The organism is Ketobacter sp. (genome assembly GCF_003671495.1).
Classification (GTDB): domain Bacteria; phylum Pseudomonadota; class Gammaproteobacteria; order Pseudomonadales; family Ketobacteraceae; genus Ketobacter.
The window spans coordinates 1-20,872 of sequence record NZ_RCHN01000046.1 but is presented as its reverse complement, the minus strand read 5'-3'; the positions used below and the strand labels follow the sequence as shown (position 1 = coordinate 20,872).

Sequence of the window (20,872 nt, the reverse complement as noted above, 5' to 3'; positions counted from 1 at the left end):
TACTCGTATTGCAGGTATTTGTTGATGGCCTGTCAGCGGGCAGCCAACTGCCGCGCCGCCTGCCCATGATCCGCCATCAACTGCGCCAGATCCAGTCCGGTGATGCAACCGTCCTCCACGGTCCAGTGCCCGTTCACCATCACCCGATCCGCTTTATGGGCACCACACAGCAACAGCGCCGCCAGGGGTTCATGGCTGCCGGAAAAACGCGGTTCGTCCAGCTTGAACAGGGCCAGGTCCGCCTGCTGCCCGATGTCCAGCGTACCGATGTCGGTGCGGCCCAACACCCGAGCGCCCCCCACCGTGGCCCAGCGCCAGGCATCCAGGTGACTGACCTGCGCAGCACCATATCGCAAGCGCTGCAGCAGCATAGCCTGGCGCACTTCGCCGATCATATTCGAGCCGTCGTTGGAGGCGGAGCCATCCACCCCCAGGCCCACGGGGCAACCGGCGGCTTCCAGTTCCAGGGTGCGACAGATGCCCGACGCCAACACCATATTGGAACAGGGGCAGTGGCTGATGCCGACACCGGCCGCCCCCAGGCGCTGGATCTCCTCATCGTTAAAATGAATGCCGTGGGCCAGCCAGGTGCCGGCCTGCAGCCAGCCCACGGACGCCAGATAGTCCACCGTGCGCAGGCCAAACTGGCGCTCGCAGAAGTCTTCCTCATCCAGGGTTTCCGCCAGATGGGTATGCAGGCACACCCCATGGCGCCGGGCCAGTTCCGCGCTGGCCCGCATGATGTCCGGCGTCACGGAAAACGGTGAACAGGGGGCCAGGGCAATCTGCACCATGGCCCCGGCTCCGCTCTGGTGATGGGTTTTGATCAGGCGTTCGCTGTCGTTCAGAATCTCTGCTTCGCTTTGCACCACCGATTGTGGCGGCAAACCACCGTCGTCCTGGCCCAGGCTCATGGAACCCCGCGTCAGCACCACCCGGATACCCAACTCAGTGGCTGCTTCCACCTGCAGATCAATGGCCTGCTCCAGCCCCTGGGGGAACAGATAGTGATGATCCGAAGCGGTGGTGCAGCCGGACAACATCAACTCCGCCAGGGCCAAACGACTGGAGAGTGAAATCATCATTGGCGTCAACCCCGCCCACACCGGATACAGGCTCTGCAACCAGGGGAACAGTTCCTGGTTCAGCGCCGCCGGCAGGGCACGGGTCAGGGTCTGATAGAAATGATGGTGGCAGTTCACCAGGCCCGGCGTCACCACGTGCTCGCGGGCGTCAAACACGCGCTCACAGGGGGTGGCAGGCTCGGCCCCCCGGGGCACCCACTCCACAATCCGGTTCTGCTCGACCACCAGCCCACCGGCGGCCTCTGCGGGTGCCAGCAACGCCAGCGGGTTTTTGATCCAGAGTCTGCTCATGTTGGTTCCAACGTCGTATTACCCATCAGGTTGATTTGAAGAACGGCTGCCCCAGGGACACCGGCGCGTACAGTTTGTTGCGGGCCGGGTTGCTGGACAACATCACCAACACCAGAATCGTGGCCACGTAGGGCAGCATGGCCAGCAAGTTGGGCGGAAAAGAAAAGCCCAGGCCCTGCGCCACCAGGTGCAGTATGCTGGCCAGACCGAACAAATAAGCCCCAAGCATTACCCGCTCAATGCGCCAGCTGGCAAACACCACCAGCGCCAGTGCAATCCAGCCCCGCCCGGCGCTCATGTTCTCGGCCCACAGGGGCGTATAAGCCAGTGACAGATAACCACCGGCCACCCCCGCCATGGCGCCACCAAAGGCCACCGCCAGGTAGCGGGTGGGCAACACCGGCAGGCCGATGGCATTGGCGGAATCCGGGCTTTCCCCCACCGCTTTCACAATCAAGCCACCACGGGTGCTTTTGAAAAACCAGAACAACGCCGCCGTGGCCAGGAACGACAGATACACCATCAGATCCTGGTTAAACAGGGCATTACCAATCACGGGAATGTCGCTGAGCCAGGGAATGGCGATGGGCTCCAGCCCGGTCACCGGCTGTCCCACATAACCGGCCCCCACAAAGGCGGACAGGCCGGTGCCGAAGATGGTCAGCGCCAGGCCGGTGGCATACTGGTTGGCATTGAGTTTGAGCACCAGCACCCCGAACAGCATGGACATCAATACCCCGGCCACCAGGGCCGCCATAAATCCCAAGAACAGGCTGCCGGTGGTGAGGGTCGTGATAAAACCCACCACTGCCCCCACCAGCAACATGCCTTCCTGGCCCAGGTTCAACACGCCGCTTTTTTCCGCCACGGTTTCCCCCAGCGCCACCAACAACAACGGCGTACCGGTGCGCACCGCTGCCTGCAAAACATTGTTCACCAATTCAATATCCATCATCACAACCTCACAGCGTTTGTGTTGCGGGCGGACTCACCCAGCGAATGCGATACAAAATCAACACGTCACAGGCCAGCAGATAAAACAGCAGCATGCCCTGGAACATCCCCACCAGCGCCAGCGGCAGATTCAATTCGATCTGCACCATTTCGCCCCCCATGAACAACAGTGCCATCAGGATACTGGCGAGGGTCACGCCCACCGGATGCAAACGCCCCAGGAACGCCACGATGATGGCGGCGTAGCCATAACCCGGTGAAATCTGCGGCACCAACTGACCGATGGGGCCGGCCACCTCCCCCACGCCGGCCAGGCCTGCCAGGCCGCCGGAGAGCAACAACACCAGCCACACCAGCCGTTTTTCTTTGAAACCGGCCATCTTGGCGGCCCGACTGTCCCGGCCCAGCACCTGGATCTGGTAGCCCAGAAAACTTTTCCCCAACAGCACCCACACCGCGGCCGCGGCGGCCAGCGCCAGAATGATGCCCAGATGCACCCGCGCATCCTCCATCAACAACGGCAGGCGGGCGGCGTCGGCAAACATGGCCGACTCGGGAAAGTTAAAGCCGTGGGGATCTTTTAACGGGCCGTGCACGCAGTACTGCAACAGGTTGAACGCAATGTAGTTGAGCATGATGGTGGTGAGGATTTCATTGGTGTTGAAGCGGGTCTTCAACAGGGCCGCCAGGGCTGCCCACAACATGCCCGCCACCATGCCGCACAGCAGTACCGCCGGCAGCAGCCATAAGCCCTCACTGTCGGTAAACTGCACCGCCAGGGCACTGCCGGCCAGTCCTCCCATCAATAGTTGACCTTCGGCGCCGATGTTCCAGACGTTGGCCCGATAGGCCACCGACAGCCCCAGCGCACACAGCAAAATCGGGCCGGCCTTCACAAACAACTCACCCACGCCATAGGCATCGGAGATGGGCGTGATCAACACCGTCTTCAACGCAAACAGCGGGTCCTGCCCCAGGGCGGCAAACAGAATGGCGCCGGTCACCAGGGTCAGCACACCGGCCAGCAACGGCGACACATAGGGCATCCAGGGCGAGGATTCCTGCCGCGGTTCCATCTTGATCATGCGGCGTCCTCCACAAAATCCCCGGCCATCCAGCGCCCCACCTGTTCAATGGTGGTGTGCGCTGTAGCCCGTAACGGCGACAGCTCGCCATGACAGATCGCACAGATGCGGTCGGAAATCTGGAACAGCTCGTCGATGTCTTCGGACACCACCAGGATCGCTGCACCCTGATCCCGCAACTGAATCAGCGCCTCATGAATGGCCACCGCCGCGCCGATGTCCACTCCCCAGGTGGGGTGAGCGGCGATCAGCAACTTCGGATTCTGCAGAATCTCCCGGCCGATGATGAATTTTTGCAGGTTGCCACCGGACAGGCTTTTGGCCTGACTGTGGGTGCCGCCGGCTTTCACCTTGAAGCGATCAATGATGCTGCGGGCAAAGGCCTCGGTCTTCTGGGTCTGCACCATGCCGTTTTGCACCAGGCCCTGCAGAAAGCCGGTCAGCAGGCCGTTATCCCGCAGGCTCATGGTAGGCACCGCGCCGCGGCCCAGGCGTTCCTCCGGCACAAAGGCCACTCCCAGGCGCCGTCGTTGATCCGGCGGCAGGTGTCCGATGGCCTGATCCCCCAGACGGATACAATCCCCCTCCCGCACCGGTTCCTCACCGCTCAGGGCCGCCAGCAACTCCTCCTGGCCATTGCCGGCCACCCCGGCCACTCCCACAATCTCACCGCTGCGCACCTGCAGTTGCAGGTTTTTCAGATGCGTACCGAACGGATCGTGGGTGGACTTGTTCAGGCCATGGATGGTCAGGAACGGCGCCCCGCCTTCCACTTTGACGTATTCCGTGGCGATGGGTGTGTCATCCCCCACCATCATGCGGGCCATGCTGCTGGGGGTTTCCGCCTGTGGATTACAGCTGCCGGACACCCGGCCTCCGCGCAGCACTGTGGCCCCATCGCACAGGGCCTGCACTTCATTGAGCTTGTGACTGATGAACAGAATGCTGCAGCCTTCCTCCGCCAGTTGCCGTAACGTCACAAACAGGGTGTCCACCTCCTGCGGGGTCAACACCGACGTGGGCTCATCCAGAATCAGCAGCTTGATGTCCTGCACCAGGCAGCGCACGATCTCCACCCGCTGCCGCTCGCCGATGGAAAGGGTGTGCACCAGACGTTCCGGATTCAGCGTCATGCCGTATTTCCTCGACACGTCTGCAATTTTGCGGCTCAGCGTTTTCATTTCCCGGGCCGGGGTCCCCAGGGCCAGGGCGATGTTTTCGGTGACGCTCAGGGTTTCGAACAGGGAGAAATGCTGGAACACCATGCCAATGCCCAGGCTGCGGGCGTGGCTGGGGTCGGCAATCTGCATGGGATTGCCGCGCCAGTACAGCTGCCCCCGATCCGGTTTCACCAGGCCATAGATGATCTTCATCAGCGTGCTCTTGCCGGCACCGTTTTCCCCCAACAGAGCATGGATCTGCCCCGGTTTGATATCCAGGTCCACCCGATCGTTGGCCAGGCAACCGGGATACTGTTTGGTGATGCCCCGCAATGCCAGGCGGGAGGGCATGGGCAGGCCGCCCTGCGCCGACGCCACCGGCAAATCTTCAAGTTTTGAGTCTGAATTCATGCTCTTTCCATCCCGTGAACAGGCTTATCTGGGGTTTGAATATTCTGACCACTTGGTTAGGTTTTTATTGACGAGAGGGCCAGCGTTGGCAAACAATATGCAAGAACCTGTCCAGTTGGACAGGTTTTTCCGAATCCCCCGGCCACCCTGAACAGGCCACGGGCGAATCCGGACAGCAACCTTGCCGAATCCAAAAACTGCATTACTATCAATATATTAAAGGGTGACTCTTTATGCTGTACTGGCGCCGCAACCGTCCTGAACCGGGCCTGAACTCTGCCGAGGGAACGCAGCTGTGATTCAATTTCTGCTTAACGATCAGACAGTGACGCTGCATGCGGTGGCTCCATCAATGAGCGTATTGCAGTACCTGCGCACTGTGCTCGTGCAAGTGGGGACCAAAGAAGGTTGTGCCGCCGGGGACTGTGGCGCCTGCACGGTGGTGTTGGGTGAGGTGCTGGGTGAGGTGTGGGATGAGTTGCATCCCCAGGGCCAGCAAAGTGCTCTGCATTCCAGCCCCCTGCACTACAAGGCCGTGAACGCCTGCATCACGCCCCTGGCCAGCCTGCACGGCAAACAACTGATCACCATTGAGCACCTGCAGCAAGGGGGCAGCCTGCACCCGGTACAACAGGCCATGGTGGACTGCCACGGCTCCCAATGCGGCTTTTGCACGCCAGGTATCGTGATGTCGCTGCTGGCCTGGTGGTTGAGTGTGGGCCAGGGCACCGCCAGCGCCGATCGCCACGACATTGAGTTGGCCCTGTCCGGCAACCTTTGCCGCTGCACCGGATACCAACCCATTATTGAGGCAGCGCAGCAGACACTGGCGAGCACTGACGATCATTTCCGGCAGCAGCAGGCTGATGTGGTGCAACAGTTGCAAGCATTACAGAGTGACCCGATGGATGACCAGGGTGACACCGGCAGTGAGGGCATGCAGCAGAACGTGCAATTCTTCCTGCCGGGATCGGTGTCCGCATTGGCCCGGCTACTGGAAGCGCACCCCCAGGCGCGACTGGTAGCCGGTGCCACGGACCTCGGTCTGGAGTTCACCCAACAACTGGCGCAACCGGATACCCTGATCTATACCGGCCGGGTGCAGGAGCTGACCCAGGTTATCGACACCCCGGAACAGTTGATCATCGGCGCCGCCGTCACTTACAGCAACGCACAGCCCTTTCTGCGCAAATACTTTCCCGCCTTTGCCGATTTATTGAATCGGTTGGGCTCCCTGCAGATTCGCAACCAGGGCACCCTCGGCGGGAACGTGGCCAACGCCTCCCCCATCGGCGACACGCCACCGGTGCTGCTGGTGCTGGCTGCAAAACTCAAACTCACCGGCACGCAAGGCAGCCGGGAAATCGCCATCGAGGATTTTTTCAACGGCTATCGGCAAACCGCGTTGCGGGCCGGGGAATGCATTGAGTCCATCATCATTCCCAAGTTAAGCGCCAACACCACGCTCCAGGTCTACAAAATTTCCAAGCGTTTTGAAGACGACATTTCCGCCCTGTGCCTGGCCATTTGGATACAGCGGGAACCAGATGCTGGTGGGAGTGACACCGAAAGCCGTCGAGTGCAGGCGATTCGCATCGCTTGCGGTGGCATGGCGGCGATTCCCAAGCGGGCCCGGGCCACCGAGCAGGTCCTGCAGGGCACCCTGTTTTCCACGGCTGACGTGGAGCGTGCCAAAGCAACGCTGTCGCAGGATTTCCAGCCCATTGATGATGTGCGTGCCAGTGCCGCCTATCGCCTGGCGGTGGCCGGCAACCTGCTGTCGCGAGCGCAACTGGAACTGGATCAGGCGCTGGCCCCGGAAAAGCTCAGCCTGTTCAGCGCCGTGGGGGCAGTGGCTCATGACTGATACCCGGTTCAAGTCCGACGCTGCTCTCAAGACCGACACATTAAAAGGCGCCACCGGCCAGAGCATGCAGCACGAAAGTGCCGTCAAGCATGTGACCGGCGCAGCCCTGTATGTGGACGACCTGGCCGAGCCGCGCCAGCTGTTGCACGCCGCGGTGGGCCAAAGCCCGGTGGCCTGCGGCATCATTCGAACACTGGATCTGTCGGCGGTGTTGGCTGCCCCCGGGGTGGCGGCGGTGTTGACGCTGGCGGACATTCCCGGCCACATCGACATCGGCCCGGTGTTCCCCGGTGATCCCATTCTGGCCGACGGGGCCGTGAAATTTCATGGGCAGCCATTGTTTGCGGTGGCGGCGGACACGCTGGATAACGCCCGCCGCGCCGCCCTGCTGGCCCACGTGGAAATTGAGGAGGCTCCGCCGCTGCTGGACCCGCAGGAGGCCATCGCCCGCAATCAGACCGTGCGTCCGGTGCACACCATGCAACGGGGTGACGCCGCTGCGGCCATCGCCAAGGCTCCCCACGTACTGGAAGCCAGCCTGAGCGTGGGCGGCCAGGAACACTATTATCTGGAAGGTCAGGTCTCCATGGTGGCACCGACCGAAGACGGCGGCATGCAGGTGTGGTGTTCCACCCAGCATCCCAGCGAGGTACAAAAGCTGGTGGCAGAAGTGCTGCACCTGCCCATCGGCGCCGTCACAGTGGAAACCCGGCGCATGGGCGGTGCATTCGGCGGCAAGGAAACCCACGCCGCACAATGGGCCTGCCTGGCCGCATTGCTGGCCAACAAAACCCGGCGCCCGGTGAAGATGCGCTTGCCCCGGGCGATGGACATGATGCTGACCGGCAAGCGCCATGCATTTGAAAACCGGTACCGGGTTGGATTCGATGACAGCGGCCTGCTGCTGGGGGCCGATATTACGGTGATCGGCAACTGCGGCTGTTCACCGGATCTTTCTGATGCCATTGTGGACCGCGCCATGTTCCATGCGGACAACGCCTATTTTCTGCCGGCCGCCACCATCACCGGGCATCGCGCCTTTACTAATATGGTGTCCGCCACGGCCTTTCGTGGCTTTGGCGGCCCCCAGGGCATGCTGATCATTGAGAAAGCCATGGATGACATGGCCCGCGCCCTGGGCAAAGATCCACTGGAAGTCCGCAAGCGCAATCTGTATCAAGGGCCGGACCGCAACCTGACCCCCTATCACCAGACCGTCTCCAGCGAAACCCTGACCAAGGTGATTCAGGAGCTGGAAATCAGCAGTGATTACTGGGCGCGGCGCCAACAGATCAGCGACTACAACGCCGGCAGTCCGCTGTTGAAAAAAGGCCTGGCCCTGACGCCGGTAAAGTTCGGTATTTCCTTCACCGTGCAGCACCTGAACCAGGCCGGCGCGCTGATCCACGTCTACACCGACGGCAGCATTCACCTGAATCACGGCGGCACCGAGATGGGCCAGGGGCTGAACACCAAAGTGGCCCAGGTGGTGGCCGAAGAACTGCAGGTGGACCTGCAACACATTCACATCACCGCCACCCGCACCGACAAAGTACCCAACACCTCCCCCACTGCGGCCTCCAGTGGCGCCGATTTAAATGGACAGGCCGCCAGGGATGCCGCGCGCACCATCCGCCTGCGGCTGGCCGAGTACCTGGTGGAACAGCAGGGAGCCCTCCGCGACAGCATCCGCTTTGCCAATAACCAGGTGCAGTTCGAGAACAGCAGTGGCGCCCACTGCATGAGCTTTGCCAAGCTGGCAGAGGCGGCCTACATGGCGCGGGTGTCGCTCTCGGCCACCGGCTACTACCGCACGCCCAAAATTCACTACGATCGCAACACCGCCAGCGGGCGCCCGTTTTTTTACTACGCCACCGGGGCCGCCGTGTCCGAAGTGCTGGTGGACACCCTGACCGGCGAATACCGGGTGCTGCGGGTGGACATCCTGCACGATGTGGGACGCAGCCTGAACCCGGCACTGGATAAAGGCCAGGTGGAAGGGGGCTTCATTCAGGGCATGGGCTGGCTCACCACCGAAGAACTGCGTTGGGATGAACAGGGCCGGTTGCTGACCACCGGGGCCGCCACCTACAAAATTCCCACAGCAGCAGACATTCCCCCCGTGTTTAATGTGGCACTGATGGAAGACCAGCCCAACGAGGAAGCCACCATCTACCACTCCAAAGCCGTGGGGGAGCCGCCGTTCATGCTGGCCATCTCCGTATGGTCGGCACTGCGGGATGCCATCAGCAGCGTAGCCGATTACAACATCAATCCGCCCCTGGACACCCCGGCCACGCCGGAGCGGGTGTTCTGGGCGATTCAGGCGGCACAGCAGGCCGCTGCCACTCACCGCAACGGAGCCAATACGCCATGAACCCGTTTTCGTACTCGCCGGGATCACAGTTTGCTTCGGCGCCTGGAAGACAACACTGGACCGAAGCCGCCGCTGCCCTGCGGGCACAGGGTGAGGGCTATGTGCTGGTGACCGTGCTCACCGTGAAAGGCTCGGCCCCGCGGGACGCCGGCACCAAAATGCTGGTGTGTGCCGACCGCATCGTGAATACCATCGGCGGCGGACAGCTGGAATACGATGCCATTCAAACCGCGCGCAATTTATTGCTGCAAGGCCGTGATCAACAACACCTGGAGGATTACCCCCTGGGGCCGAAACTGGGACAATGCTGTGGCGGGCGGGTGCATTTACTGTACGAGTGCTTTGCCCCCAGCGCAGTGGAAATCGCCCTGTTCGGCGCCGGTCATGTGGGTCAGGCCCTGATGAGTATCCTGTCGCAGTTGCCGGTGCGCCTGCGCTGGATCGACAGCCGCGCGGAGGCCTTCCCGCCATTACACAGCTCCACAATGCCCAGCTCTGTGCAGAGCATCGTCAGCGACGATCCGGAAGCGGAAATTGCACAGTTGAACCCGGGGGCCTATGTGATTGTGATGACCCACAACCACCCCCTGGATTACGCCATTGCAGAGGCTGCGCTGAAGCGCAATGATACCGCGTATGTGGGGGTCATCGGCTCCAACACCAAAGCCGCGCGTTTTCGCATGCGCTTGCAATACTGGGGGTTTCCGGCAGAGGTGATCGAACATATGCGCTGCCCGCTGGGGCTGAGCAGCGTGCCCGGCAAGCAACCCATGGAAGTGGCTGTGTCTGTGGCCGCCGAAGTGATCGGCCTGTACCAGCAACGGGCGGCCCTGGGCATCCAGCCCGACCTCAATGCCAAGCCTATAGTTGAGATGCCCGGAATGGAAACACCAGGAGCAGAACAAGCCATCGCCCAGCACGGGAGCACTGAAGAACCATGACGTTACTGGATTTGCCCGAACGGTTTGCCCTCCGCGCCCGCCAGGTGATTACACCCGACGGTGAGCAAGCGGCCACAGTGGTGGTCAACGGTGAAAAGATCGAAGCCGTGCTGCCGTTTGATGCCCACCCGCACTGCACGGTGGTCAATATCGAACAGGTGCTGATGCCGGCCCTGGTGGACAGTCACGTGCACGTCAACGAGCCTGGACGCACCGACTGGGAAGGCTTCGACACCGCCACCCATGCGGCGGCCGCCGGCGGTATCGCCACGCTGGTGGACATGCCGTTGAACTGCATCCCCGTCACCATCACCGCCGCCGCCCTGGCGGCCAAACTGGATTCCGTACAAGGCAAACTCTGGGTGGACACCGGCTACTGGGGCGGCGCCACCGCGGACAACCTGGAAGACCTGCCGGAACTGTTGGACGCCGGCGTACTGGGCGTCAAATCCTTCACCATCCACTCCGGCATCGAGGAATTCCAGTCGGTGGATGAAGCCCAACTGAAAGCCGCCATGGGCCACCTGGCCCGGGCCGGACTGCCCCACCTGGTGCACGCAGAACTGGATCGGCACGAGCATGATCCCGGCACTTCGCCTGCCACCCCTGCAGCCACCACCATCGGGCGCAGTTACGCCCGCTTTCTGGCATCCCGCCCCCGCGCCTGGGAGAACGACGCCATCGCCATGGTGATCCGGGTGATGCGGGATCTGACCGCGGAAGGCCTGCAACCCCGGGCCCACATTGTGCACCTGTCCTCCAGCGATGCCCTGCCCATGATCATCGCCGCCCGCGCCGAGGGCTTGCACTTGACGGTGGAAACCTGCCCTCACTATCTCACCCTGTGGGCCGAGGCTATTCCCGACGGCGGCACGCTCTACAAATGTTGCCCACCGATCCGGGAAGACGCCAATCGGGATCAGTTATGGCAGGCATTAAAAGACGGCCACATCGACTTTATCGTCTCCGACCACAGCCCCTGCACACCGCAGCTGAAAGCCATGGACAGCGGCGACATCGGCGACGCCTGGGGTGGCATCTCCGCATTGCAGTTCGGCCTGTCACTGATCTGGACCGAAGGCCAGCAGCGCGGCTTCACCCTGGTGGACCTGGCCCGCTTGATGGCGCAGACGCCGGCGGACATCGCCGGGCTGGGCCAGTGCAAAGGCCGCATTGCCCCCGGCTACGATGCCGACTTTCTGGTGTTCGATACCCAGGCCCAGCAAACCGTCACCGCCGACACCATCAAACACAAACACAAAATCAGCCCATACCTGGGCAAAACCCTGACCGGTGTGGTAACCGAAACCTGGCTGCGGGGGCGCCCGGTTTTTCAGCAGGATCAATACATCGGATCAGCCCGCGGACGCAGTCTGTTGCGGGGCCGCGAATCAAGCCTTTAGCTTGTTAATACGGGAATTAATACAGGAACACGAATTTTTATGAGCCAACTGGACACCAACACTTCCCCCTGGGCACTCACCCATGTGGACCTGCTGAGCGAACGCTACGGCGGACAGGCGCTGCTCTGCAACGACGAATTTTTTGCAGAAGCCAGCAATCTGATGAAACGGGCCGAACCGGTTTTCATCGAGGACAAGTACACCGACCGCGGCAAATGGATGGACGGCTGGGAAACCCGCCGCCGGCGCACCCCCGGACACGACTGGTGTGTGTTGCGCTTGGGGTTGCAAGGCCGCATCCGCGCCATTGACGTGAACACCACCTTCTTCCGTGGCAACGCGCCGCAGTCGGTGATGATCGAAGCCTGCGCCTGCACCGGCGATCCCAGCGACGATCAGGCCTGGACCCCGTTGCTGGAACAAACGCCGGTGAACCCCCACAGCCACAACCTGTTCGAGCTGGACAACGCGCACAGTTGGAGCCACCTGCGCCTGCACATTTATCCCGATGGCGGCGTGGCCCGCCTGCGGGTGTACGGGGAACCCAAAGTGGACTGGTCCCGCACCTTGCCCAACGAGCTGGTGGATCTGGCCGCCAGCACCAACGGGGGTCGTGCCCTGGCCTGCTCCGATATGTTTTTCAGCCCCATGAACAACATTGTCGCCCCCGGACGCGGAGTGAACATGGGGGATGGCTGGGAAACCCGACGCCGCCGCGGCCCCGGTTATGACTGGCTGATCGTGAAGCTGGCCTGTGCCGGGCAGGTCAAGCGCGTGCTGGTGGACACCTGCCATTTCAAAGGCAATTACCCGGACAGCTTCACCCTGGAAGCCATCCACACCGAGCGGGAGGACATCACCGCAGAGGACCTGCACTGGCAACCCCTCATCGCCCAAACCAAACTGCAGGCCCACACTGAGCATGTCTACCAGGATGACCTGCTGGATACGCACACCCACTTCACCCATGTGCGATTGAATATATTTCCCGATGGCGGCGTCAGCCGGTTGCGCATCTTCGGCTATCCCGCCGAGACGGAGACGACCGAATGAGCGCGACCACCACCCCGCCACTGAGCCTGGAACAATTCAATGCGGCCAGTGCCACCGACGCGGCCGAGGCACTGCGACAATGCTGTGCGGCACAGGACTGGATTCAGGCGATGGTGGCCTCCCGCCCTTACACCGACCTGAACCACCTGTTGCACCAGGCTGACCAACACTGGGCCAACATGGATGAAGCCAATCTTCTGGAAGCGTTCAGCGCCCACCCGCAGATCGGCAATGTGGCAACCCTGCGCGCCAAGTATGCCAGCACCAAAGCCCTGGCCTCTGGCGAGCAGTCCGCGGTGAGCGCCGCCGACGAGGCCACCCTGCAGGCCCTGGCCCAGGGTAATCAGCAATACCTGGACACATTCGGCTTTATTTTTATCGTCTGCGCCACCGGCAAATCCGCGGCAGAAATGCTGAGCCTGTTACAGGCACGCCTGCCCAACTCACGGCCGCAGGAACTGGTCAACGCCGCCGAAGAACAACGCAAAATTACCGCGCTGCGCCTGCAGAAATTGTTTCCGCAGTGAACCCCTTCCAGGAGTAACACCATGAGTCAGATCACCACGCACATTCTGGACACCGCCCTGGGTAAACCCGCCGCCGGGGTGCCGGTGCTGCTGAGCCAGGTCAACCCTGAGCAACCGGAGCAATGGCATAAAGTGGCAGAAGGCATCACCAATGAAGATGGGCGGGTGCCGGAATTCGGGCCGGACCAACTTGAGGCAGGCACCTATCGCATGCGCTTTTCCATCGCACCCTATCTGAATGCCACCGGCCAGGCGGTGTTCTACCCGTACGCCGATGTGGTGTTCAGTATTGATGGCCGTGGAGAGCACTACCACATTCCCCTGCTGCTCAGCCCCTTTGGCTATTCCACCTATCGAGGCAGTTGATGACGCTTCCACTGCGCGCGCCGCAACCCTTACGCCGGCAGGACTTTATGGCCTTCGGCGATGTGATCGAGGCCCACGATGAGGCCCGGCACTTTGCCATCAACTATGGCCAGACCGAGCGCTACCATGACCTGGCCCAGATTGATGTCAGCGCCCAAGGGGGCCGGCCCATTGTCAGCCTGTTCCGCAGCCGCCCCCTGCCCACCCCCATAACCATCGAAATTCTGGAGCGTCACCCCCATTCCAGCCAGGCGTTTATGCCCCTGGGCAACCAGCCTTACCTGGTGGTGGTGGCGCCACCGGGCCCCCTGGACGAAGCCGCCATCCAGGTGTTTCTGGCGCAGCCGGGGCAGGGGGTGAACTATCACGCCGGCACCTGGCATCACTTCAGCCTGGCGTTGCATGCGGACAGCGATTTTCTGGTGATCGACCGCGGCGGCCTGGAGGGGGAAGTGCTGAGCAACTGCGACGAACAACGACTGCAGCAACCGTTTCGCATTGACCTGAATGAACCAGCATCCCCAAGGAGTAAGCCATGAACAGCAGGAGCATGGGATGAACGTGCACAGTCACGGCTGCGCCTATCGGGCCGCCATTCTGTATTGTGTGGGCGACCCCCATGAAATGGGACCACAGGCCTGTTGTTACCACGAAGACGGCATCCTGTGGGTGGAAGACGGGTACATCAAAGCTGTCGGTCCGGCGGAAACAATACTGAACCAACTGCCTCAGCGGATTCCATTGGAAACCTTTGCCCATCACCTGATTCTGCCCGGCTTTGTCGACACCCACATCCATTATCCGCAAACGGAAATGATCGCGGCCTACGGCGAGCAACTGCTGAGCTGGCTCAACACCTACACCTTTCCCACTGAACTGCAGTTCGCTGACGCCAGCCACGCCAGCAAAGTGGCCAATGTGTTCCTGGATGAATTGCTGCGCAACGGCACCACCACCGCCCTGGTGTTCGGCACGGTGCACCCGCAGTCGGTGGATGCGTTTTTTCAGGCGGCGCAGCAGCGGGGCCTGCGCATGATCGCCGGCAAGGTGATGATGGATCGTCATGCACCGGACGCGCTGTGCGACAACGCCGAACAAAGTTATCACGACAGCAAAGTGCTGATCGAACGCTGGCACGGCGTGGATCGCCTGCAGTACGCCGTCACTCCCCGCTTTGCGCCCACCAGCACACCGCAGCAACTGGAAAAAGCCGGGCAATTATTGCAGGAATATCCCGGCGTCTACCTGCATACCCACCTGTCTGAAAACACCAATGAAGTGGCCTGGGTGCAGGCGTTGTTTCCCGAAGCGGCCAATTACCTGGACGTCTACGACCGGGCCGGTCTGCTCAGTCGGCGCAGCGTCTTCGCCCACGGCATTCACCTGTGTGACGCCGAGTGCGCCCGCCTGGCGGCCACCGGCTCCGCCATCGCCCATTGCCCCACCTCCAATCTATTTCTGGGTTCCGGGCTGTTCCCCCTGGACCGGCTGCAACAGCATGGGGTGACCGTGGGCCTCGGCACCGACGTGGGGGGCGGCACCAGTTTTTCCATGCTGCGCACCCTGGACGAGGCCTACAAAATTCAACAACTGCGCGGGCACACCCTGGACCCGTTCCAGGCCCTGTACCTGGCCACCCTGGGCGGCGCCCGGGCACTGGATCTGGACCACAGCATCGGCAGCCTGCAGGCGGGTTTTGAAGCGGACTTTTCGATTCTGGATCTGCACGCCACCCCACTGATGGCGTTCCGCATGCCTCATTGCCGTACCCTGCAGGAAACCCTGTTCGTGCTGAACACCCTGGGTGACGACCGCTGCGTGGAACGCACCTACGCCCTGGGCCGCTGTGTCCATCAAAAGGAGACCCCATGACTGCGTACATCATCGATTGGTTGAATCTGGTATTACGATGGGTGCACCTGATTACCGGCATCGCCTGGATCGGCGCGTCGTTTTATTTTGTCTGGCTGGATAACTCCCTGGAGGAACCCAGCGACGACAACAAACAGAAAGGCTTCGGCGGCCAACTCTCCTCCATTCATGCGGGGGGATTTTATGAAGTGGCCAAATACAAATTGGCGCCCCCGTTCATGCCCGCCCATCTGCACTGGTTCAAATGGGAGGCCTACAGCACCTGGATCAGCGGTTTTCTGCTGCTATCGCTGATGTTCTACGTGGGGGCGGAAAGCTACCTGATCGACCCCACCAAACTGGCATTGAGTCCGTGGGCGGCGGTGGCCATCAGCCTGGGCACCCTGGGCGGTGGCTGGATTGTCTATGATCTGCTGTGCAAGAGCCCCTTGGCCAAGCAACCCGTGGCGCTCGCGGTGTTGCTGTTGATCTTTGTGGCGGCGGTGGCCTGGGGCCTGAACCAGATCTTCAGTGCCCGTGCCGCCTATCTGCACGTGGGGGCCCTGATCGGCACCTGCATGGCCGCCAATGTGTTCTTCGTCATCATGCCGGGGCAGCGGGCCCTGGTATCTGCGGTGGAACAGGGGCAGGCGCCGGACCCCAAATACGCCATCGCCAGCAAGATCCGTTCGGTCCACAACAACTACCTGACCCTGCCGGTGCTGTTCCTGATGATCAGCAACCACTACCCCATGACCTACGGGCACGCCCAGTCCTGGGCCGTGCTCATGGCCATCCTGCTCATCGGCGCCTGGACCCGGCACTTCTTCAATCTCAAACACAAAGGGGTTATCAAGCCCGGCATTCTGGTGAGCGCCGCATTGGCCACCATCGCCCTGGCCTGGACCATCGCTCCCCCGCTGGCCACTCCGGCAGCCGGGTCAGCAGGCGGGGTCAACGTCACCACAGAACAGGCATTCGCCATCGTGCAACAGCGTTGCAGCACCTGCCACAGCGCCACCCCCAGCGATGACGTTTTCAAGGTGGCCCCCAGCGGCGTCGTGCTGGATTCAGTGCCACAAATGGAACAATGGGCGCCGCGAATCCTGGCCCGCTCAGTGACCAGTCACGACATGCCGTTTATGAACAAAACCGCCATGACGGATGCAGAACGGGCGCAACTGGGCAGCTGGATCAACCAGCGCTAGTGGTGTTTGCGACTGCGGGAGGCCCCCGGCATCGGCTTGGGTTGCACGGGGGCAGAGTCAGTGAATTCCTGGTCCGGATAGGCCTCCTTCACTGCCAGCAGTTTATGCAACTGGGATTTGAAACAGGCCACAATGGTCGGATCAAAAGCGCGCCCGCTCTGATCGTCGATAAAGCGCACCGCCTCCTCCACCGACCAGGGCTCTTTATAGGGGCGGCGTGACGTCAGCGCGTCAAACACATCACACACGCTGGTGATGCGGGTGAACAGGGGGATCTCCTCCCCTTTCAATCCCCGCGGGTAGCCGGTGCCGTCCCAACGCTCGTGGTGATTCAAGGCAATCTCCGCCGCCACTTTCAGCAACTCCGAGTCGTTGTCGTCCCCTTGCAGAATATGCGCCCCCAGGGACACGTGGGTCTGCATGGTGGTCCATTCATCCCCTTCCAACTTGCCCGGCTTCAACAACACCCGATCCGGAATGCCGATCTTGCCGATGTCGTGCATGGGGCTGGCCTGTTCAATCATTTCCACATCCTGGGGCCGCAACCCCAGCGCCCGCGCCACCACCCCGGTCATTTTGCTGATGCGCATAACATGGGCGCCGGTTTCGTTATCCTTGAACTCCGCCGCCCGCCCCAGGCACTCGATCAACTTCACCTGGGAATAATGCAATTGCCGGGTGCGCTCCTCGACTTTCTCTTCCAGCAGCTCGTTCTGTTGTTTGAGGGCCTTCTGCAGATGCACCGTTTCCAGCAGATTGCGAAAGCGCAACAACACCTCGCGATTGTTGAACGGCTTGCGGATAAAATCCCGCGCCCCACTGGCCAGGGCCAGATCGCGGGTGTAATTGTCTTCATCCGCTGTGAGCACAATGATCGGAATGAATTCACCGGGATAGGAATCGGCCAGCGCCGCCATCACATCAAACCCGTTCATCACCGGCATGTGAATGTCCAGCGCAATCAGGTCATAGGCTTGCTGGTTATACAACAGGGATACCCGGGTGGGGTCATCCAGGGTGATGACGTTGTGGTATCCATCTTTCTTCAGCATCGCCTGCAAAATCCGCAGGTTAGTGGCATCGTCGTCCACCAGCAGAATCTTGCTTCGATGCAAAACTTCCAGATCGAACATGGCCGGCCTCTTCCCGAATTTTATTGTTATTGAAGTATACGTTATGGGCAGCTTGCGTTTCGGAATTCATAGATTCTATCGGTATAAGTGGGGGTTTGGATATAGGGCGGGTGGAAAATTAGGCTAAGTAGGTTTGCTTTGCTTTTTTGAGGGAGGACGGGGAGGGTGAACTCATTATTCGAAACCTACATCTTTGACTGAAGCTCCGTTGCTGACGGGTATGACCTGAATGTTTGGACTTCTCCTTCTCTTTTGTGAGATTAGAAATACCCAGGGCAACACATCTTTACTGCAGATCGGACTTATCGAAACAACTTCACCACCCGCTTGAGTGATGTGACAACCAGATCTGGCAGTTTGGCCTGAATAAGCATTATCATATTAACCAGCTCCGCTTCACGGCGTCACTTAACTCAGTGTTATGCAAGAAAAGCAAGTATGAAACTCGATTCTGAAGCACCTTACATATTCACCCTAGATAATGTCATTTCCCCTGGTGAATGTACCGAGTGGATAGAGAAAATCGATTCACTTAACCCAAAACTGGCTCCAATTTCCACGGTTAAAGGCGAGGTCTTCAAATCAGAATACCGTAATAATGAAAGGGTAATGATCAATTCGCCAGAATATGCACTTAGCCTATTTGAAAGGCTTGAGGATAAGCTGCCAAGATCTATATTTGGATCAGCATTGATAGGTCTGAACGAGTTATTCCGGTGTTATAGATATAAGCCTGGTATGAAATTTCTTCCTCATTCAGACGGGTGCTATATAAGAAATGGTAGTGAGCGCAGCTACTATACGTTGTTGATATATTTGAACGAGGTAGACGCGGGAGGTGAGACGGCATTCTTTGTTGATCCCGAAATCAAAATCAGTCCTAAATCTGGTTCGGTTCTTGTGTTCCAACACGATATTACACATGAAGGCTGTGAAGTACTTTCTGGTATAAAGTATGTTATTAGAACGGATGTTATGTACCATCGTGATGCTTAGCAAGTGATGCAACTGATTTGGCCAAACACGCTCGGCTCACGGAGTGCATACTAGCTCAATTGACTGAACGAACATTCATATCTATTTGGTTGTTAATTGCTTTAACATGCTCAAGTTCATACCAAGGTTATGAGAGCTTACTAGTTTCAGGATAAAACATATGAGAACAATCACTTCGCTACTTACTTCAGTCACACTAATTTTTTCGTCTTCTCTCTGCCAGGCACAGCAGCCAGATCCTGTTCAGAAAGTTTTTGATGGATGGTCGGCCAAGGAGACGCTGAATTACATCCGTACGTTTACCGTGACTGACCTAACCACAGCTAAACCAGCTGCACTTTGGTATCATAGTCATGCCTCGCAGACCAATAAGACTGCGATACTCCTACGCCGTCAGCCCATCATGCAACTACCAACGGCACGAGTACCAGAAATTGGAAAAATACCGGTTGAGACGGACCTTGGCGTTTTGACCCTTGATGCCTATCTAACGCACCCACGGAGTTTCGCTCAAGGCTTTATTGTGGTTCACAAAGGCAAGATTGCCTACGAATCCTATCCAGGGATGCACGAGCTCGATGCGCATTTCTGGGCCTCCACAACGAAAGTGCTTGCCTCTATGGCTGTGGGTCTGTTGATAGATGATGGCTTAATCGATGAGTCCAAAACGTTGGGCGTTTATGTTCCCGAGTTCAAGGGGTCTGCCTGGGAACACGTTAAGGTTGGCGATGCCATGGATATGGCTGCTGGCTTAGATGCTCGTGACTCTGCCGATCAATTCGCCGACCCAACCTCGGTGACTTCCCGCATGTTCAGGGCAGAACTTGGCGAAGAGACCAATGGTGAAGTTGAATACATGCTCAACGTAATGTTGGATGCCAAGTCGGTCGAAAAGCCCGGCCAGAGCTACATCTATTCATCTGCCACCACGCAATCGTTGGTGTTTTTAGTGGAGGCCGTGTCGGGAAAGAGCTGGTCGGATTTCTTCGACGCGCGAGTTTGGTCGAAGATGGGTGTAGAGGGCCCCCTCCAAATGCACCTCTCACCCGACGGGATTGCCATCGTTCATGGACCGGCATCGTCCAACCTGCGCGACCTCGCTCGTGTGGGAATGCTTTATACACCCAGTTGGAGTAAGGCTTCTACTGAGCAAATCGTATCACCTGAAATGCTTAACAGAATACAGAACAGCCCACGCACGCGTGAGTTTTACCTGGGAGGAAACGCGGGTTCAGGGCAGCGCTTTATGACTCGGCTAGGTGACAAGACGGTCAGAACGGCTGCGCGGCAGTGGGATGCAATTTTTGAGGACGGAGATTTCTTCAAATCTGGCTTGAACGCACAAGGTCTCTATGTATCGCCCGATCGTGATCTTGTAATCGCTTTTTTCTCGACTGAGCCAACTCACCGGATTCAGAAATATCTTCGTCCAATTGTGACATCGGGTTTGTTCGACTAAGTACTGAATTCATATGCAGTATCGCTTCATGACTGTTGGAGGGCTTAATGAGGATCAGTCATACACCTTTTATGGAGCGGAATCGATCTGATGTAGTAATATTGGTCAGGTGGCTGGCTTTGTGCTCGATGGATTTTTGGTTGCTCTGGCAAGTTGCTCAATACCTGTAGACAGCAGGGTGTGCATGAGAGGTAAGGATGGATTACAAGTTTTTATTATTGGTTTTTTTAGGTGTGACTACGTTGTGTCAGGCGCAATCTGAGTCTATTGGATCAGGAAGCCCATTTTATATTGGCGTGAACGGGGGCGGGACGCATTTCAGCGATGATGGTCTGTATCCGGGTGGCCTGGTTGATAAATCAGATTCTCAGTGGTCAATATATGCAGGTTACCAGCTAACTCCAACAGTCAGTATAGAGCTGAATTATTCTGATTTGGGAGTCTATAATCATAACGTTTTGCCAGGCACGTATTTGTATATCTATAGCGATAAGTATCGAGCGCTTACCGGCATTGGAAAGTTTGCTCACCCATTGAATAATCGTGTTGATATATTTGCCAAAGCCGGTTTAGGATTGGTATGGTAGTGTTCAGAATTCTGTGTCATTTCTTTATCATTAGACCAAAAGGAATGACCTATGACCAAACCAACCTTCGATATAGAAGCCGCCCTCAAAGCCTTGCGTGAAGGCCAAGACCTCACTG

The 20,872-nt window shown here is 59.2% G+C and carries 18 protein-coding genes; 13 read left to right on the top strand and 5 right to left on the bottom strand.

The window, feature by feature from the left end:
* Positions 1-32: 32 nt before the first annotated feature.
* From D9N14_RS21460 to D9N14_RS21445, 4 genes are read right to left on the bottom strand one after another with little or no spacing between them, the layout of a single operon-like run.
* Positions 33-1,376 carry an 8-oxoguanine deaminase gene (locus tag D9N14_RS21460; RefSeq protein ID WP_290583683.1) on the bottom strand — a complete coding sequence of 448 codons (1,344 nt, stop codon included), beginning with the start codon at positions 1,374-1,376 and terminating at the stop codon, positions 33-35.
* Positions 1,377-1,401: 25 nt separating this feature from the next.
* Positions 1,402-2,328: an ABC transporter permease gene (locus D9N14_RS21455; protein WP_290583681.1), complete on the bottom strand. Its 927-nt coding sequence runs from the start codon at positions 2,326-2,328 to the stop codon at positions 1,402-1,404.
* 10 nt (positions 2,329-2,338) lie between these two features.
* Entirely contained in the window at positions 2,339-3,415 is a 1,077-nt protein-coding gene (locus D9N14_RS21450) for an ABC transporter permease (protein ID WP_290583679.1), read from the bottom strand.
* On the bottom strand, positions 3,412-4,926 hold the full coding sequence (locus D9N14_RS21445; RefSeq protein ID WP_290584165.1) for an ABC transporter ATP-binding protein: 1,515 nt from the start codon (positions 4,924-4,926) through the stop codon (positions 3,412-3,414). Before D9N14_RS21445 ends, D9N14_RS21450 begins: the two co-directional genes overlap by 4 nt.
* Before the next feature lie 355 nt (positions 4,927-5,281).
* Here D9N14_RS21445 and xdhA point away from each other — a divergent pair, with 355 nt between their 5' ends.
* The 10 genes from xdhA to D9N14_RS21395 are packed head-to-tail and all read left to right on the top strand — an operon-like array spanning position 5,282 to position 16,579.
* Positions 5,282-6,853, top strand: coding sequence for a xanthine dehydrogenase small subunit (gene xdhA, locus D9N14_RS21440; RefSeq protein WP_290583677.1), 1,572 nt, complete (start codon positions 5,282-5,284; stop codon positions 6,851-6,853).
* The gene (gene xdhB / locus D9N14_RS21435) at positions 6,846-9,230 is read left to right on the top strand and encodes a xanthine dehydrogenase molybdopterin binding subunit (protein ID WP_290583675.1); all 2,385 of its coding nucleotides are present in this window, start codon (positions 6,846-6,848) and stop codon (positions 9,228-9,230) included. The genes xdhA and xdhB overlap by 8 nt, the downstream gene beginning before the upstream one ends.
* Positions 9,227-10,171, top strand: a complete 945-nt coding sequence (gene xdhC / locus D9N14_RS21430; RefSeq protein WP_290583673.1) for a xanthine dehydrogenase accessory protein XdhC — start codon at positions 9,227-9,229, stop codon at positions 10,169-10,171. Before xdhB ends, xdhC begins: the two co-directional genes overlap by 4 nt.
* Positions 10,168-11,574 carry an allantoinase AllB gene (allB, locus tag D9N14_RS21425; protein ID WP_290583671.1) on the top strand — a complete coding sequence of 469 codons (1,407 nt, stop codon included), beginning with the start codon at positions 10,168-10,170 and terminating at the stop codon, positions 11,572-11,574. The genes xdhC and allB overlap by 4 nt, the downstream gene beginning before the upstream one ends.
* A gap of 39 nt (positions 11,575-11,613) precedes the next feature.
* Positions 11,614-12,627: an allantoicase gene (gene alc / locus D9N14_RS21420; RefSeq protein WP_290583669.1), complete on the top strand. Its 1,014-nt coding sequence runs from the start codon at positions 11,614-11,616 to the stop codon at positions 12,625-12,627.
* Complete coding sequence (gene uraD, locus D9N14_RS21415; RefSeq protein ID WP_290583667.1) at positions 12,624-13,154, top strand: 2-oxo-4-hydroxy-4-carboxy-5-ureidoimidazoline decarboxylase; 531 nt, start codon at positions 12,624-12,626, stop codon at positions 13,152-13,154. Before alc ends, uraD begins: the two co-directional genes overlap by 4 nt.
* A 21-nt stretch (positions 13,155-13,175) precedes the next feature.
* Positions 13,176-13,520, top strand: coding sequence for a hydroxyisourate hydrolase (uraH, locus tag D9N14_RS21410; RefSeq protein WP_290583665.1), 345 nt, complete (start codon positions 13,176-13,178; stop codon positions 13,518-13,520).
* Positions 13,520-14,059: an ureidoglycolate lyase gene (locus D9N14_RS21405; protein WP_290583663.1), complete on the top strand. Its 540-nt coding sequence runs from the start codon at positions 13,520-13,522 to the stop codon at positions 14,057-14,059. Before uraH ends, D9N14_RS21405 begins: the two co-directional genes overlap by 1 nt.
* Before the next feature lie 16 nt (positions 14,060-14,075).
* A complete protein-coding gene (gene guaD / locus D9N14_RS21400; RefSeq protein ID WP_290583661.1) occupies positions 14,076-15,392 on the top strand; it encodes a guanine deaminase in 1,317 nt (438 codons plus the stop codon).
* On the top strand, positions 15,389-16,579 hold the full coding sequence (locus D9N14_RS21395) for a urate hydroxylase PuuD (RefSeq protein ID WP_290583659.1): 1,191 nt from the start codon (positions 15,389-15,391) through the stop codon (positions 16,577-16,579). Before guaD ends, D9N14_RS21395 begins: the two co-directional genes overlap by 4 nt.
* On the opposite strand, the gene D9N14_RS21390 is transcribed toward D9N14_RS21395, so the two are convergent.
* Entirely contained in the window at positions 16,576-17,712 is a 1,137-nt protein-coding gene (locus D9N14_RS21390; RefSeq protein WP_290583657.1) for an HD domain-containing phosphohydrolase, read from the bottom strand. The two genes, D9N14_RS21395 and D9N14_RS21390, sit on opposite strands and share 4 nt — an antisense overlap.
* Before the next feature lie 438 nt (positions 17,713-18,150).
* On the opposite strand from D9N14_RS21390, the gene D9N14_RS21385 reads away from it, so the two are divergent.
* The 3 genes from D9N14_RS21385 to D9N14_RS21375 all read left to right on the top strand — a co-directional run bounded on the left by D9N14_RS21385 (position 18,151) and on the right by D9N14_RS21375 (position 20,754).
* Positions 18,151-18,708 (top strand): prolyl hydroxylase family protein, encoded by a 558-nt coding sequence (locus D9N14_RS21385; protein WP_290583655.1) that lies wholly within the window; start codon positions 18,151-18,153, stop codon positions 18,706-18,708.
* Positions 18,709-18,868: 160 nt separating this feature from the next.
* A complete protein-coding gene (locus D9N14_RS21380; RefSeq protein WP_290583653.1) occupies positions 18,869-20,167 on the top strand; it encodes a serine hydrolase domain-containing protein in 1,299 nt (432 codons plus the stop codon).
* Positions 20,168-20,364: 197 nt separating this feature from the next.
* Complete coding sequence (locus tag D9N14_RS21375; protein WP_290583651.1) at positions 20,365-20,754, top strand: outer membrane beta-barrel protein; 390 nt, start codon at positions 20,365-20,367, stop codon at positions 20,752-20,754.
* Positions 20,755-20,872 lie beyond the last annotated feature (118 nt).